This window comes from Salinibacter altiplanensis (assembly GCF_002894645.1).
Taxonomy (GTDB): Bacteria; Bacteroidota; Rhodothermia; order Rhodothermales; family Salinibacteraceae; genus Salinibacter; species Salinibacter altiplanensis.
In genome coordinates this window covers 186,773-202,316 of the sequence record NZ_NCQY01000009.1, presented here as the reverse complement: position 1 = coordinate 202,316, position 15,544 = coordinate 186,773, and the positions used below count along the sequence as shown (strand labels likewise).

Sequence of the window (15,544 nt, the reverse complement as noted above, 5' to 3'; positions counted from 1 at the left end):
TCCCGATGCCCATGACGCCTCCGGTTGTTATTGGTATCGCCGGGGGGTCCGGGTCGGGAAAGACGACGGTCCTGAACCACATTATCGAGGAGTTTGGGTCCGACCCGATTGCGATTCTCGACCACGACGCCTACTACCAGGACCTTGCCCACCTCTCTCCGGAGAAGCGGGCGCACTTCAACTTCGACCACCCCGACGCGCTGGAAACATCGCTCATGCGCGATCATCTCGACCGCCTCGTCGAGGGGGAGACGATCGAGAAGCCCGTGTACGACTTCACCACGCACACGCGTCGCGAAGAGACCGAGACGGTGGAGCCCCGCCCCGTCATCATCATCGAGGGCATCCTCGTGCTGGCTGAGCCGGCCCTGGAGGAGCGGATGGACATCAAAATTTATGTCGACGCGGCCGATGACATTCGGCTCATGCGCCGCATCCGGCGGGACATGCAGGAGCGGGACCGGTCCATCGAAGGCATTTTGCGCCAGTACGAGCGGACCGTGCGCCCGATGCACCTCGAGTTTGTCGAGCCTTCAAAGCGAGAGGCCGACATCATCATCCCGCGGGGGGGGCACAACGAGGTCGCCATCCAGATGGTCATGTCGCGAATCCAAGAGTTGCTCCGGCTCGTGGAGCAGGGGACGCTGCAGGCGTAGCCTCGTCGGGCGGGGGCATGACGCGGTGGGCTACGCCCGGCGCATCTCTGTCAGTAGCCGTGCGCCTCGCAGCACGAGATGGGGGGCGTGCACGGCCTCAACGCCGAGGTGGTGGGTGAGACGGTCGCTCCAACCGCCCGTAAGGACGAACCGGGGCGTGTCCGGGAGCCGGTCGGCGAGGCGGGTTGTCATGCCCTGCATGCTGTCGACGAGGCCCCACAGGATGCCGCTCTGCAGGGCCGTCTGGGTGGAGGTCCCCAGCGGGGTCTCCGGGAGCCGCAGTGAGACCTCCGGCAACTGCGCGGTGCCGGCTTGAAGGGCGTTTCGCATGAGGGCCGCCCCTGGCCCGATCGCGCCGCCCTGGTAGGTGCCGCTCCGGTGTATCACCTCGTAGTTGACCGCGGTTCCGGCGTCCACCACGATGACACTGCGGGACGGACCGCGTCCGTACTGCTCCCACGCAGCGGCGGCTGCGGCCAGCCGGTCGGTGCCCAGCGTGTCGGGGGTCTCGTAGTCGAGGACGAACGGAAGCGGCCCCTCGGGCCCAATGATTGTCGTGGGGGCGTCGTCCATGAGGGCCTGAAGGGCGCGGGCCACGGCGTCGGTGTGGGGGGGGACGACCGACACGAGTCCGATGTGCCCAACGGGCTCATCGGGGAGGAGGGAGGCGAGGAGGGCCCGCCAGTGGGCAGCCGTGTCGGAGGCCTCGTCCGGAGCGTCGACGGAGAAAACGCGGTCGAGGCCCTCGTCCGAAAAGAGCCCCGCCTTCACGGCGCTGTTTCCGACGTCGATCGTGAGAAGCATGCTGGGGGAAGCGGCTGTCTCGGGGACGCATTCGGGACACACGGATCGGTCCTCAATTCTGACTTGTCACGTCCCCGGCGTGCACCTCGGTCACCGTGCCGTCCGCCGTGCGGAGCCGCAGCGCCCCGGTCTCCGTGATGCCCTGCACCGTGCCCGTAAGGGCCTCGTCGGTGCCGGGGGCCTGGAGGGTCCGAGTGGCCCCGAGGGAGGCGAGGCGTGTGCGGAACGCGGCGCGAACGGACGCGGCGTCGCCGGTGCGCACGGCCTCGTACCGGCGTTCGAGGGACTGGAGAAGTTGGGCCAAGAGCGGAGGGCGCGGCACAGGGCGGCCGGCCGCGAGGCGGAGCGACGTGGCCGTGTCGGCGAGGGAGGCAGGAAAGTCGGACTGGTTCACGTTGAGGCCGACCCCCAGCACGACCACGGCGTCCGCATCGGGCGGGGCAAGAGAGGACTCCAGCAGGATGCCACAGGTCTTGCGGTCCTCTAGGAGGACGTCGTTGGGCCACTTGAGGAGGGCCGAGTGGGGCGACACGACCGTTTCCACCGCCTCGGCGACGGCCACGCCCGCGGCCACGGTGAGGAGCCCGAACCGATCGGGGGACAGCCCGGGACGCAGCACGACCGAAAAGAGCAAGTTTCGGCCCTTCTCGGCCGTCCACTCGCGCCCATGTCGGCCCCGCCCAGTCGTCTGGTATTCGGTGAGCACCGTGGCGCCCTCCGGTGCGCCCTTCGCGGCCCACTGGGCCGCCCGCTCGTTCGTCGAACCGACCTCTTCAACCCCGCGCATCGGCCGCCCAAAGTGGTCGGTGGAGAGCCGATCCTGCGCGTTCTTGACGAGAGAGAGGGCCATGGGACCAGAAGGATTGGTGCGTGGGGCGGAGCCCGTGCGGGGCAGTGCGCGAGCGCTCCCTGTTAGCGGGGAACGTACCCGGAGTACGCTGAGGTCGTGCGGAACTGTCGCGGGGCGCGCAGGGGGACATCTACGACGGCCCGGGTGCGGGCCAGGTGTGGAACCCAGGCCTCGTCGGGCGCCCGCCGGAGACGCAGCGTGATCTGGCTCTGTTCGCGGAACAGCAGGATCTGGCTGGCCCGGGTGGTGCTAAGGCCGACCAATTCGTGGGACGCGCGATCAATCGTGAGGCGGGCGTACCGGATGCTCCGGTCGGCGCCCCGCTCGCCCGAGCGTGCCTTCGCCTCCACCACGTGGGTCGGCGTGCCGTCCAGCAGCGAGTCGCGGCGGAGGGCATACCGGTAGGCCTCCTGGGTTCGGGGGGCGAGATAGGCGGGCTGATCGGAGAGGGCCTGTTCCGCCAGGTTGTTGGGGCGGGTGCGGCGGGACGGCGTAGGGGAGAGGCCTGCCAGCAGTCCGCCGGCCCGAAACTGGCCCGCCGAGTCGGCTCGCTGGACCGTCCCGGGGTCTGGGCCGGGCGGATACCGGAGGGTCCGTGTGCGGCGGGCGGTGATCGTCCCGGTCGTGTCCAGTTGTTCGGTGCGCACGTGTCGGGTGACGGCGTACGCGTCGAGGCGGGCGAAGGCCGAGTCGAACGCCGTCCGGTTGAGCCGTGTGAGAACGGCGAGCACCGAGTCCCGAGGCACATCTGTGGCCTCAATCGTATCGAGGGGACCGAACGAAGCATACTCTCCTTCGTGCTCAAGAGGTTGGGTGCAGCCCAGAGGGCCCCCAAGCAGCAGGAGCCACCCGCCCACAATGATATGTAAAAAACGGGCGCGTTCGGAAGGGGCGGGCTGCATCACTCATCGTCGGTTTATATGTTGGGACGCATTCCGGTACCGCTAGCGCAAACCTGGCCAAAAGTTTCGGCTCGCGCAGCGGGCTTCGTAAAGTCTTCGGGGCGTTCGGCCACCGACGCTCGCAATCGACCGTCCACAGATGGACACTCCCACACACGATTCGCCGTACGATCTGCTTCTCGACACGGCCGTGCGGGCGGCCTGGCGGGCGGCCGCCGTCATTCGGGAGGAGGCCGGCACGCCCAGCGACGTGCGCGACAAAGGCCGCAACGACTTCGTGACCGACGCCGACGAGCGGGCCCAAGCAGTCATCACGGAGTTCCTTCGCGAGACGTTTCCCCGGGATGTCATTCTCGCCGAAGAGGGAGAGGCGGCCCCGGAGAGCGCGTCGGTCGCATCGGGGCGGCGCTGGATCGTGGACCCGATCGACGGCACGACGAACTTCATGCACCAGGTGCCGCCCTACGCCGTCAGCATTGCACTGCAGGACGAGGACGAGATTGTGGTCGGTGTGGTGCTCGACGTGCCGCGCGATGAGCTTTTCACTGCGGTGGCCGGGCACGGGCTTCAGGTCGACGGGGAGGCCGTGGGCGTGAGCGCGACGGAGTCGTTCGACGCGGCCTTCCTGGCGACGGGATTTCCGTATCGCCGCTTCGAGCACACGGATCGGTACCTGGAGGTCCTGGCCGGCATCCTGCGCAGTGCCCAGGGGGTGCGCCGGCACGGGGCCGCGGCCATCGACCTGGCCTGGACGGCGTGCGGCCGGTTTGACGGCTTTTTCGAGACGGGACTCAACCCCTGGGACGTGGCGGCGGGCGCCCTGCTCGTGCGTGAAGGCGGCGGACGAGTCACGAACTACCACGACGACGGTGGGCTCACGCCCGTGTTCGACCAACAGGTGTGTGCCACCAATGGGCCGGTGCATGCCGACCTGCTGAGTCGCCTGGCCCCGATGGACGACGTGCGGCTGTGACGCGTGGGGCGCGAAACGTGCCCACGGCCTCCTCGGATTCAATCGCACACGTCACGCATCGTGCGTCACGCATCACGAACCACAGAAGAACGATCCTCCTCGATACTGCTTCTCAAACTGAACTCAATACGCCATGGACGGTTACGACCTGCTCGACGGAAAGACGGGCGTCATCTTTGGAGCCCTCAATGAGGACAGCATCGCCTGGTCACTCGCTCAGGCCTGTCACCGCGAAGGGGCAGACTTTGTCCTCTCCAATGCCCCGGTGGCCCGCCGCCTCGGCTCGCTCGATGAGCTGGCGGACGAGACGGACAGCCCCATCATCTGGGCCGACGCCACCGACGACGAGGAGCTTGCCGAGCTCTTTGAGGAGGTAAAAGACGAATACGGCTCGATCGACTTCATCGTCCACTCCATTGGGATGGGCGTCAACGTGCGCAAGGACGTGCCCTACGAGGACCTCAACTACAACTGGTACGAGCAGACGCTCGACGTCTCGGCCGTGAGCCTGCACCGCATCGTCAACCATGCCCTCGACACCGAGGCGATCAACGACGGCGGGTCGATCCTGGCGATGAGCTACATCGGGGCCGAGCGCATCTTCTCGAAGTACTCGGAGATGGGCGACGCCAAGGCGCTGCTGGAAAGCATCGTGCGCTCCTTCGGCTACCGGCTGGGCGAGCGCGACATCCGCATCAACGCCATCTCTCAGAGTCCGACCAAGACGACCGCCGGCTCCGGGATCGAAGGCTTCGACGCAATGTACGAGTTCGCCGAGCGCGTTGCGCCCCTCGGCAACGCCAGCGCCGACAGCTGCGCCGACTACGCGGTAACGCTCCTCAGTGACCTCACGCGCATGGTCACCATGCAGACCCTCTACCACGACGGTGGCTTTGCCAGCATGGGCATCTCCGATGAAATTGTGGAGGCGATGGAGGACTCCTTCGCGGAGGAGGAGGAGTCGTAGGGGCCAGCGCCGGCCCGGTACCAGAGACCTCCGGTCAAGGAGCCGTGCTACGGGATGCGTGCATCGTGATTGCCCCTCTACGGCCCACTCTGCACGCGTCCCGTTTCGCTTTGCCCGCCGCACCATCAGGTCAACGCCGTGACCAAACTGTTTATTGCCGACATCGATGGCTGCCTAGCCGCGCCCTATGAGGCGTACGACTTGGCGGGGCTCAACGCGCTCCGGCGGCTGCCGCAGGAGGCGGACACGGCCCCGGCCCTCACCCTCTGTTCGGGGCGGTCCTACCCGTACGTGGAGGCCATGACGCAGGCACTCAATCTTACGACCCCGGTGCTGTTCGAGGCCGGCGGCGGGCAGTTCGATCCGGTGGCGGCCCAGACCGCCTGGAGCCCGCACCTGACCGATGCGGTGGAGGCCAAGCTCCGCGTCGTGGAGGACTGGTTCATGACCGAGTGCGTGCCGGGCACTCAGATTTCCCTCGATCACGCCAAGCGCACACAGACGGGTGTCGTCTCGCCGGAGGCAGAAGAGATTCGGGCCCTCCGGCCCCGCACCGAGCAGTTCGTGGCCGAGGAGACCCCTGGGCTCCACGTCTTTGCGACTGACATCTCGGTAGACGTCGTCCCGCCCGGCATCACGAAGCGGGATGGGGTGGAATGGCTGGCCAACCGCCTCGATCTGGCGCTTGACGAGATGGCGTACATCGGCGACGCCGAGACCGACCTGGAGGCCCTCGACGCGGTCGGCACGTCGTTTGCCCCGGCCAATGCCGACCCGGCGGTGCGGGCTCGGGTGGACCACGTGACGGACGGGACGGTTCTTGACGGCACCCTGGAGGCCTACCGATACTGCCGAGCCCAGAACGCAGCGTGAGCTCCCACAGTGCTGAGCCCGGCACCGGACGGGAGTAGACACTTACGCCACAAGGTCATTACCGACGTGCGAGAAAGTATCCAAACGGAGCCGGCTCCCCGGGAAAATTTCCGATGTCCTCGATGTAGCAGGGGGACGCGGAGATGGAGAGCCGTGGAGAACGTATCCCGCAGAGCGCGTCCCTGTGTCCCCTCGTTCCCGCGTCCTGTACGCCCACATACAAAGGCGGTCGACCGCCCTCGGGACGATCGGCGGAAACAGTTCACGAAATTTCTCCCACATGGGTAACCGACGTGCCATGCGCACCACAGGGTGGGTGCTTTTTCTCGGGGGACTGATGAGCGGTCTGTGTGCGGCGGTCGCCCAGCCCAGCGCCCCGACCGACACGACCCGCGTGGGCGCCCCGACCACGGCGGAAGCGGCGCCGGAAAGGCTTGACCGCCGAGGCGGGGTGTTTCGGACGACGCCGCTGTTTTACGTGGCCGAGGAAGCGGCGACCCTTCACAACCACTCGGGCTTGAACGCCCCCGTGACCCAGCTGCCGATGCGCACACCCGTCCGGCGCCTGGCGTGTGAGGCGGACTGGTGCCGGGTGCACACCGAGGGGGGAACGACCGGGTACGTCGCCGACACGGCCCTCTCGAACGTCTGGGTGCGTGTCTCAAAGGCGAAACGGCGCGTCTACGTGTACCGCGGGACGGAGCTTGCCCACGCCTTTGAGGCGGACATGGCCTACAACTCCTTCGCCGACAAGAAGCGGAACGGAGCCGAGGACCGCCCCGACCACTGGCGCACGCCAGAGGGCGCGTTCTACGTGGTTCATAAAAACCCGCAGAGCGAGTTTCATCGGGCCCTCGTGCTGAACTACCCGAAGGTGGAAGACGCGCGCCGAGGGCTGGACGCCGGGCTCATCTCCCGTGCCCAGTACGAGGCGATCCAACAGGCCCAGGAAGAGCACCGGATGCCGCCCATGGGCACGGACCTGGGCGGCTGGATCGAGATTCACGGCGATGGCACCGGCGACGCGACCGCCTGGACACAGGGGTGCGTGGCCATCCGCAACACAGCCATGGACGTGATCTGGGAGCAGGTCCGTGTCGGGACGCCGGTCCTCATCGAATGATGATGCCCCGCCGGTGCGGCCGCCGTGGGCATGGGCCCGAGTTAGGAACGCCTCCGGGCCGGGCTCCTACCATCGTATCACAATTTCACCCATCTCACGGATTACAGGATTGTGTCATGTTTTCAACTCGTAATGTTGGGACAGCGTTCATAGGAATCTTCTTCCTCTTTGTTGTTGGGTGTGGCGGGGGCAACAGCCCCACGGCGCCGCCGGACGATTGGCAGACCTCGGACTTGCACTGGTGGGAAGAGGGGGCCGACACCTCGGCGGTGTTCACCAACCTTGATAGTCTCTCTGGAATGGGCGTCGGGACCGCAGAGGTGCAACTGGCGGCGAACGGCGATGTCACCCCGGAGCAATTCCAGGCCGCAATCAAGCGCAGCCTCCTGCCGCTCTACCGCAACAATCCGATGGTCGTTGACTCGCTCTTCGGCGAGTATGCTGCCCCGCAGTTGGAAGAGGTGGATCTGAGCGGGGATGTGCTGCAGAGCAACGGCGAGCTGAAGTCGGACCTGCTGAACAAGAACCAGAAGATGGCCTACGAGGCGATTACCGAGTATTTCCGTGAGCCGCAGCGGGAGCAGTCGCCCGACAACATCGTCTGGCCCGACAGTCTGCGGTCGGAGGAGTACTCCGGCGTCGTGAAGCTCCAGGCGCACCTCGCCCCCGAAGGAGAAGGGGAAGAGGCCGTCGCCCGGGCCAACGCGGTCGAGGTGCTCTCCGGGCCGCACCCGACGCTCAACCGAATTGCCCTGAAGGCCGCCACTCAGGCCACGTGGCAGCCCGCCTACGTCCTGAAGGACGGCAGCTGGAGCCCGACCGAGAGCTGGGTCCAGTTCAACATTCCCTTTCAGACGCGGTAGCCTCTACCGGACCGGGCGGTCCGTCCGGCGTCGTTCCCTTCGGCCCCTCTGCCCCGTGCGGAGGGGCCGAACGTGTTTGGGAATGAGCGGTGAGGCGGCCGGGGCAGCCACCGTGAGGGGCCGCTAGGCCACGAGGACGCCGGCAACCGTGGCCGTGAGCCAGGACGCAAGGGCACCCCCGAGCACAGCCCGCAGGCCGAGCGCCGCGATCTCGCTCTTGCGCGACGGCGCGATGCCGCCAATGCCGCCAATCTGGATCGCGATGGATGAGAAGTTGGCGAATCCACACAGGGCGTACGTGCCGATGATCATGGACCGTTCGCTGATTGCCCCCTGGAGGTCGCGCAGCGAGGCGTAGGCCACGAACTCGTTCACGGCCACCTTCTCGCCGAGCAGCGTGCCGAACTGCAGAATGTCGGCCGCCCCCACGCCCATCGCCCAGGCCAGCGGGGCGAAGAGGAATCCGAAGATCGCCTCCAGCGAGAGCGCCTCAAAGCGGCCGCCGGACGTCTGGGCCACGAGCTGGTTCACGTCGTAGAGCTCGACGCCGTAGACCACCGGCGCGCCCACCCACTCAAAGCCGGCGTTGATGGTGCCGATGAGGGCCAAAAACGCCAGCAGCATGGCCCCCACGTTCAGGGCGAGGTGCAGCCCGTCGGAGGCGCCGTTGGCGGCGGCCTCGATGACGTTGTCCGCCCCCTCGGTGTCCTGAACTTCAGCGCCCCCTTGGGTGTCGGGCGTTTCGGTCTCCGGCACCAGAATTTTCGCCATCACGATGGCTGCGGGGGCGCTCATCACCGAGGCCGACAGGAGATGCTTCGCGAAGAGCTGTCGCGACTCGGGCGAGTCCCCGCCCAAAAACCCGATGTAGGCGGCCAGGACCCCGCCGGCGATCGTCGCCATGCCCCCCGTCATGAGCGTCATGATCTCGCTGCGCGTCATGTCTTCCACGTACGGCTTCACGGCCAGGGGGGCCTCCGTCTGCCCGATGAACACGTTCGCCGCGGCGGCCAGCGACTCGGCCCCCGAGATGCGCAGCGTCTTCTGCATCACCCACCCCATTCCGTTCACGAGTGGCTGCACGATGCGCAGGTGGTAGAGCACCCCCATCAGCGAGGCGAAAAAGACGATCGTCGGCAGCACCTGGAAGGCAAAGTTGTTGCCCTCGTCCGGATTGCCCAGGTCGCCGAAGATGAACTCCGACCCCTCGTACGTAAACGACAGCAGCGTGTCAAAAAACGTGGCGAGGGTGTCGAACAGCATCTCGCCCGGCCCGGTCTTCAGGACGAGGAGCGCGAAGAGGAGCTGCAGCCCGATCCCCATGCCCACGAGCCGCCAGTTGATGGCCTTGCGGTTGGTGGAGAACAGCACGGCAATGCCGATGAAGACAGCCACGCCGATGAGGCCACGGAGCAGGGCGACGGGAAGCGACATGGAGACGCGCAAGGGGGTAGACGAGAGGATAGTGCAGTGGAGCCCTTCCCCCCGAGCCGAGCGTAAAATAACCACCAGGGACGCGAACACAAGTTGGCCGCACCGCGAGTGCCTGTCGCGCGTCTCGCCCCCCTGCAAACACGACGAGGGCACCCGGCGGAGGCCCGGTGCCCTCGAGGAGAAGCAGCAAAGCGGGGCTCGTCCCCTTCTAGCGGTCCGAGCTAGAGGAGGATCCCGTGGAAGAGGACTCCACGGCGTCCGACGGCGTCCAGGTGTTGTTGCCCCGGTTCATGTCCGGTAGAATCTGGTTGGGGTCGATGGTCACCTTCCGCAGCGGGCCATCCGTTACGCGGAGCGTGTTGGTGTCCTGGGTGTAGAAGGCCTCGGCGGGGACGCGGCGCTGCTCGGTCGAGCCGTCCGCGTGGGTGAGCTGCACGGTCACCGGCAGCATCAGCTCCTTGTTCTGCGAGATCGTTACCATCGTGGTGTCGCCGGTCGCCACCGAGTCGACCGCCGGGTCCAGCGCGTCTGTCTCGTAGAACCAGCTGCGCCAGAACCAGTCCAGGTCCTCCCCGCTTACGTCCTCCATGGTGCGGAAAAAGTCGGCGGGCTTCGGGTGCTTGTAGGCCCACCGGTCGACGTATTCCTTGAAGGCCGAGTCGAAACGCTCGGGCCCCAGCACGTGCTCGCGCAGCACCATGAGGCCGTAGCCCGGCTTCAGGTAGGCGAGAAACCCGAGGGCGTCGTCCCGAATGCGATCGGCGTACGTCATGATGGGCTGGTCCCCGAAGGGCGAGTCCATCTGCTTCGTCACGTAGTTTGAGAGGCCGCCCATGACCTTTGCCGGAGGCACCCGGCCCTGGCCGTAGAAGTCGAGTGCCGAGTACTGGTTTATGAACGTGTTCAGGCCCTCGTCCATCCAGACCCAGCGGCGCTCGTCGGACCCGACGACCATCGGAAACCAGGTGTGGCCGAACTCGTGGTCGGTGACCTGGAAGAGAGAGCGCCCCCGCGAGTTGACGTCGCAGAACACGATCTGCGGGTACTCCATGCCCTGCGCCCGCCCGGCCACGTTGATCGCGTTGGGGTAGGGATACGGCGTCACGAAGTCGGAGTAGAACTCGATGGAGTGCTGCGTGTACGCGGTCGACCGCTCCCAGCCGGGCTCCTGGTCGGTGCCGAGGCCCTCCTTCGGGTACAGCGACTGGGCCAGCACCGTGCGGTCCCCCGCGTCGGCCCGCGCGGCGTCCCAGATGAAGGCCTGGGAGGCCGCCCACGCAAAGTCGCGCACCCGATCGGCCTCGTACCGCCAGGTGAGGGGGCCCTCCCCGTCGGGACGAGTGTCGGGGCGTCCCACCTCGGTGCTGTCGATAATCATGACCGACTCACGGCTCTCCCGGGCGTCGGCCAGGCGATCCCGCTGCGTGTCGGTCAAGACCTCATCGGGGTTCTGGAGACGTCCGGTGCCACCCACGATCATGTCGCGCGGCACTGTGATGTTGACGTTGAAGGTGCCGTACTCCAGGTAGTACTCGCCCTGCCCTAGGTAGGGAAGCGGGTTCCAGCCGTGGACATCGTCGTAGACGTACATCCGGGGGTACCACTGGGCGAACTGGTAGACCGTGCCGTCCTCCATGTCCATCCAGCCGTGGCGGTCGGCGCCGTCCTTCGGCAGCGTGTACTCGAAGTCGAACGAGAGCTGCAGGCTGTCGCCGGACGCGAGCGGTGCGTCGAGCGATACGCGCATCCGGGTGCCGTCGACGAGCGTGTCCGGGGTCGCCGTCTCCCCATCCCGTTGGATGCGAAGGTTGGAGAGGTCGTATCCGGCCTCCTCAAAGAAGCCCCCGAAGCGGGCGTCGGCGGACACGGCGGCGTTGCCGCGGCTGCCCGTCTTGAAGTAGTTCTGCTCCAGCTGTACCCAGAGCCGCTCCAGGGCCTCCGGGGCATTGTTCGTGTAGGTGATCGTCTCGGTGCCGGTGACCCGGTTGGTGGCCGTGTCGAGCGCGACGTCGATCCGGTAGTCGGCCTCGTTCTGCCAGTAGGCACGTCCGGGACTTCCGTCGGCGTCCCGGTACCGATTCGGGGTGGGGAAGTCGACCGGCGCGAACGACGTGAGGTTGTGGGGCGGAACGTCCTCGGGACTCTGCTGGGCAAGGGCCGAGCCGCCGAGCATAGGAGCGAGCGCCGCGACCAGAACGCCGGCGAGGAGGCGGAAGCGAAGAGGCATGGCGGGGGAAGGAGGGGATGGCGGAAGGACAAATCAGACACAACATAGTCCCCTCGCGGGCAAATTTGAAGGGCGAGTACGTTAAAGCCCAATTAGGGCGGAAGCGCTGATCGGCCCCTGGCCGGAAGGCAAGGGGCGAACGCGACCGCGCCTGGAGCGTACAGAACCGCGTCACTGCAGTTGCCTCGCGTCAATGCCCTGCACCAACCCCCGCTTCGCCGCATGCGTCGCATTCCGATCCGTCGCTCCACGCCCCAGACCCAGGTCGACCCCGATCCCGAGGCCGAGGAGCGCATCCTCGACGGCCTCAACGAGAAGCAGCGCGAGGCCGTGACGACCACCGAGGGGCCCGTCATGATTATTGCCGGGCCGGGCTCCGGCAAGACGCGTGCGCTGACCCATCGCATCGCGTACCTGCTGGCCACCGGCCGGGCGCAGCCCCGCGACATCCTGGCGCTCACGTTTACCAACAAGGCGGCGGGCGAGATGCAGGAGCGGGTGGAGGCCCTCGTGGGCGACGACGCAAAGGGGATGTGGGTGAGCACCTTCCACTCCGCCTTTGCCCGCCTGCTGCGGCGGGAAGGGGACAAGATCGGCTACTCGAAAGACTTCTCGATCTACGACACGTCCGACTCGAAGCGCCTCATCCGACAGCAGATGAAGGGGCGCTCCCTCGACACCGACGTGGTGAAGCCGCGGTCGGTCCAGCGCATGATCTCCAGTGCCAAAAACGAGATGATTGGCCCGCAGGAGTACGCGGACGTGGCGCGGGGGGACCAGCAGGAGATGGTCGCGGAGGTCTACCCGGCCTACGAGCGGGCCCTCAAGCAGGCCAATGCGCTCGATTTTGACGACCTGCTCCTCAAGCCGATCGAGCTGTTCGAGCAGCACGAGGAGGTTTTGGAAAAATACCAGACGCGCTGGCAGTACGTCCACATCGACGAGTACCAGGACACGAACCAGGCGCAGTACGTCCTCGCCCGCAGGCTCGCCGACCGGCACAACAACCTCTGCGTGGTGGGGGACGACGCGCAGAGCATCTATGCCTTCCGCGGGGCCGACATTACCAACATTCTCAACTTCGACAACGACTACCCGGACGCCACGACGATCCGGCTGGAGCGCAACTACCGCTCCACCGAGAACATCATCCGCCTGGCCGATTCGATCATCGAGGAGAATGACGACCAGATTGAGAAGAGCCTGTGGACGGACAACGCGGAGGGAGAGTACGTGGCGCTCATGGAGGCGCTCAGCGAGAAGGACGAGGCGCAGAAGATTGAGCGCCGGGTCCGCGATCTTCAGCTGCGGGAGGGGATGGAGTACGGCGACTTTGCGGTCCTCTACCGCACCAACGCGCAGAGCCGTGCCATCGAGGAGGCGCTCCGCGCAGAGAACGTGCCGTACCGCGTGATCGGGGGCACCTCCTTCTACGAGCGGAAGGAGATCAAGGACGTGCTCGCCTACCTGAAGCTGCTGGTGAACCCGAACGACACGGCCAGCCTGCAGCGCATCATCAACTATCCCACGCGGGGCATTGGGGACAAGACCCAGGAGCGCCTTCAGCGCTACGCCCAGCAGCAGGGCCTCTCGCTGTGGCAGGCGGTGGAGCGGGTGGAGGAGATCGAGACGCTGGGCACCCGCGCCGAGCGGGCCGTGGGCACGTTTCGGCGCCTGATCGCCCGCTACGCCTCGAAGGCGGGCACCGGCAGCGTGCCGCCCGACGAGCTCGCACGGGACCTGATTCAGGACGCGGGCCTCCTCAGCGAGCTGCGCAAGGAGCACACCCGCGAAAACCTGCAGCGCTGGGAAAATGTGCAGGAGCTGATCAGCGCGCTGGCCGAGTACGTGGAGTCCGCCGAGGACGCCACCATCAGCACGTTCCTGCAGGAGGTGGCCCTCATGACGGACCAGGACGAGGCGGGGGACGAGGACGACAAGGTGACTCTCATGACGCTCCACGCTGCGAAGGGGACCGAGTATCCGGTCGTCTTCGTCGCGGGGCTGGAGGAGGGCCTCTTTCCGCTGGAGCAGGCCACCCAAGAGAAGGCCGAGCTGGAGGAGGAGCGGCGCCTCTTCTACGTTGGCGTGACGCGGGCGGAGGCGCGGCTCTACCTCAGCTGGGCACGCAGCCGCTACCGCTACGGCGAGCAGACCTCCAACACGCGGAGCCGCTTCCTGGAGGAGGTCGACTCCGACGTCGTGCGCACGGAGGCGGGCGGCGAGCTGGAGCAGCAGACGGACCGCTTCTCCGCGGAAAGTGGGGTCAGCAGCGGCCAGGAGTACGACGAGATGGACCCGCACTACTACCGCCAAGACCTCAGCGGCGACGGGGGAAAGGGTTCATCCTCGGAGGGCCTCCGTCGCATCGAGTCGACCGACGGGGGCGGTGGGCGGCGTGTGGTCTACGACGAGGGGCACGGCGAGATCGTGCCGGGGGCCCGGGTGGAGCACCAAACGTTTGGGCAGGGCAAGGTGCAGTCCGTAGAGGGGGAGGCCGAAAAGGCGGCCGCAGTCGTCTTCTTCGGCGCCGACGTGGGCAACAAGAAGCTGAAGCTCAAATACGCGAACCTGCGCGTCATCGGATAGCCGGCGGGCAATGAGTTCGAGAAGAGCCGCTTTTCCCGCGTGTCTGCCTGCGCCCCGTTTAACGTTGGAACGTTCAGCGTTGAACGGTATGTGACACTGGGCTCTTGCGGATTGGCCGCGGCTCAAGCAGATATCATCCAATCAAGAAACAACGTTATGCATATTCTCACGACCATCGGCCCCGACAACGCCACGAAGGCCGTCCTTCCCTTTATCGCTGGCAAGGGGGCCATGACCCGCGACGAGACGGTGGCAATGTTTGCGATGCAGGAGGCCACCTACCTCGGCGCCCCCGGCCAGGCCGACCTGTCCGAGCTCAAGGCGCCGGGCCTGCCTCCCGTGCAGGCGGTGCTCGATGCCCTTCAGGCCCACGACGCGCTCGACGAGTTTGTGGTCTGCGCCCCGTGCGCGGAGGTGCGCGGCATCACAGAGGCCGACCTCGCGCCCTGGGCCACGTTCGGCGGGGCCGACGACCTGGCGCGCCAGGCCGCCGCGCACGACACGACGATGACGTTTTAGCGAGGCGCGCGGTGCACCGCGCCTGCCCCTCGGAGGAGGCTGACGACACGTTGAGAGAGGCGAGATCCCCCAAACGGGGTCCACAGGTGGGCCGGTGCCGACAAGCAGCGTCGGGTGTTTGCGCTGTGAACGCAGTGAACAAGTTGCCTTTGGGTTTACATGATGGACGGGGAGCTTCTGAGCTGCGCTTTACTTGTGCGTTCCAACGATGTCCATGAGGGGCTCAAACACGTAGAGCGCAGGTTTTCGGCCGCTGGATTCTCGCATACAGATTGTCACGTCGCCCTCTAATTCCCGCAGAATCCGGCACGCCGTCTGCTTCGCAATGTCAGAATGTTTCCGAAAGCGGGGGCTCGTGACAATCGGCCTTTCGACGAGGGTGTCGATTGCCTGGATGGTACATTTCGAGCCGATGAGTTCGACAACCTGGTCCTTTGTGGTCCCGTAGCGATCCACGATCCTGCTGATCTTCTTGCTACTGGTGTCCGCTTGCTCCTTCACGGCCGTGAGAAAATCGCGGATCCATCCCGGTCGCCGTCTTCGGAGATCCTGGACAGACGCTCGTAGTACCCCTCTCGCGTTTGTTCCAGATGCGCACTGGCGTACAAGGTCGGAGCGGAAAGCAGGTCCTTGTCGTCCAGGAAGAGGGGAATCAGGAGTCGTGCACACAGGGGGGAATAGAAATGATGCGTAGACTTGGGTATTACATCTCTGGGATAGCGGTACACAAGCGAGCTCTTCTTCAGAGCGCAATACAGCAGGCC

Annotated in this window: 13 protein-coding genes; 8 read left to right on the top strand and 5 right to left on the bottom strand. The window is 66.3% G+C overall.

Features of this window, described 5'->3' with window-relative positions:
* Positions 1-11 precede the first annotated feature (11 nt).
* Positions 12-656, top strand: a complete 645-nt coding sequence (gene udk, locus B7R93_RS04150; RefSeq protein ID WP_232797999.1) for a uridine kinase — start codon at positions 12-14, stop codon at positions 654-656.
* Between the two features lie 30 nt (positions 657-686).
* Here the strand turns inward: udk and B7R93_RS04145 are convergent, their stop codons facing one another.
* The 3 genes from B7R93_RS04145 to B7R93_RS04135 form a co-directional block, all read right to left on the bottom strand.
* A complete protein-coding gene (locus B7R93_RS04145) occupies positions 687-1,460 on the bottom strand; it encodes a type III pantothenate kinase (protein WP_103019565.1) in 774 nt (257 codons plus the stop codon).
* 52 nt (positions 1,461-1,512) lie between these two features.
* Positions 1,513-2,310 carry a biotin--[acetyl-CoA-carboxylase] ligase gene (locus tag B7R93_RS04140; RefSeq protein WP_103019564.1) on the bottom strand — a complete coding sequence of 266 codons (798 nt, stop codon included), beginning with the start codon at positions 2,308-2,310 and terminating at the stop codon, positions 1,513-1,515.
* Positions 2,311-2,372: 62 nt separating this feature from the next.
* Positions 2,373-3,056 carry a hypothetical protein gene (locus tag B7R93_RS04135; RefSeq protein ID WP_232797998.1) on the bottom strand — a complete coding sequence of 228 codons (684 nt, stop codon included), beginning with the start codon at positions 3,054-3,056 and terminating at the stop codon, positions 2,373-2,375.
* Between the two features lie 295 nt (positions 3,057-3,351).
* On the opposite strand from B7R93_RS04135, the gene B7R93_RS04130 reads away from it, so the two are divergent.
* The 5 genes from B7R93_RS04130 to B7R93_RS04110 all read left to right on the top strand — a co-directional run bounded on the left by B7R93_RS04130 (position 3,352) and on the right by B7R93_RS04110 (position 8,011).
* The gene (locus tag B7R93_RS04130; RefSeq protein ID WP_103019562.1) at positions 3,352-4,185 is read left to right on the top strand and encodes an inositol monophosphatase family protein; all 834 of its coding nucleotides are present in this window, start codon (positions 3,352-3,354) and stop codon (positions 4,183-4,185) included.
* A gap of 133 nt (positions 4,186-4,318) precedes the next feature.
* Positions 4,319-5,152, top strand: a complete 834-nt coding sequence (locus tag B7R93_RS04125; RefSeq protein WP_103019561.1) for an enoyl-ACP reductase FabI — start codon at positions 4,319-4,321, stop codon at positions 5,150-5,152.
* A 138-nt stretch (positions 5,153-5,290) separates the two neighbouring features.
* A complete protein-coding gene (locus B7R93_RS04120) occupies positions 5,291-6,025 on the top strand; it encodes an HAD family hydrolase (RefSeq protein WP_198598577.1) in 735 nt (244 codons plus the stop codon).
* Positions 6,026-6,305: 280 nt separating this feature from the next.
* Positions 6,306-7,148, top strand: a complete 843-nt coding sequence (locus tag B7R93_RS04115; RefSeq protein WP_103019559.1) for a L,D-transpeptidase family protein — start codon at positions 6,306-6,308, stop codon at positions 7,146-7,148.
* Positions 7,149-7,264: 116 nt separating this feature from the next.
* Positions 7,265-8,011, top strand: coding sequence for an energy transducer TonB (locus B7R93_RS04110; RefSeq protein ID WP_232797997.1), 747 nt, complete (start codon positions 7,265-7,267; stop codon positions 8,009-8,011).
* Positions 8,012-8,134: 123 nt separating this feature from the next.
* On the opposite strand, the gene B7R93_RS04105 is transcribed toward B7R93_RS04110, so the two are convergent.
* Both B7R93_RS04105 and B7R93_RS04100 read right to left on the bottom strand, forming a co-directional pair.
* Positions 8,135-9,445: a NupC/NupG family nucleoside CNT transporter gene (locus B7R93_RS04105; protein ID WP_103019558.1), complete on the bottom strand. Its 1,311-nt coding sequence runs from the start codon at positions 9,443-9,445 to the stop codon at positions 8,135-8,137.
* 208 nt (positions 9,446-9,653) lie between these two features.
* Entirely contained in the window at positions 9,654-11,672 is a 2,019-nt protein-coding gene (locus B7R93_RS04100; protein ID WP_103019557.1) for a M1 family metallopeptidase, read from the bottom strand.
* 222 nt (positions 11,673-11,894) lie between these two features.
* Here B7R93_RS04100 and B7R93_RS04095 point away from each other — a divergent pair, with 222 nt between their 5' ends.
* Both B7R93_RS04095 and B7R93_RS04090 read left to right on the top strand, forming a co-directional pair.
* Positions 11,895-14,261 (top strand): ATP-dependent helicase, encoded by a 2,367-nt coding sequence (locus tag B7R93_RS04095; RefSeq protein WP_103019556.1) that lies wholly within the window; start codon positions 11,895-11,897, stop codon positions 14,259-14,261.
* A 156-nt stretch (positions 14,262-14,417) separates the two neighbouring features.
* Positions 14,418-14,780: a DsrE family protein gene (locus tag B7R93_RS04090; RefSeq protein WP_103019555.1), complete on the top strand. Its 363-nt coding sequence runs from the start codon at positions 14,418-14,420 to the stop codon at positions 14,778-14,780.
* Positions 14,781-15,544 lie beyond the last annotated feature (764 nt).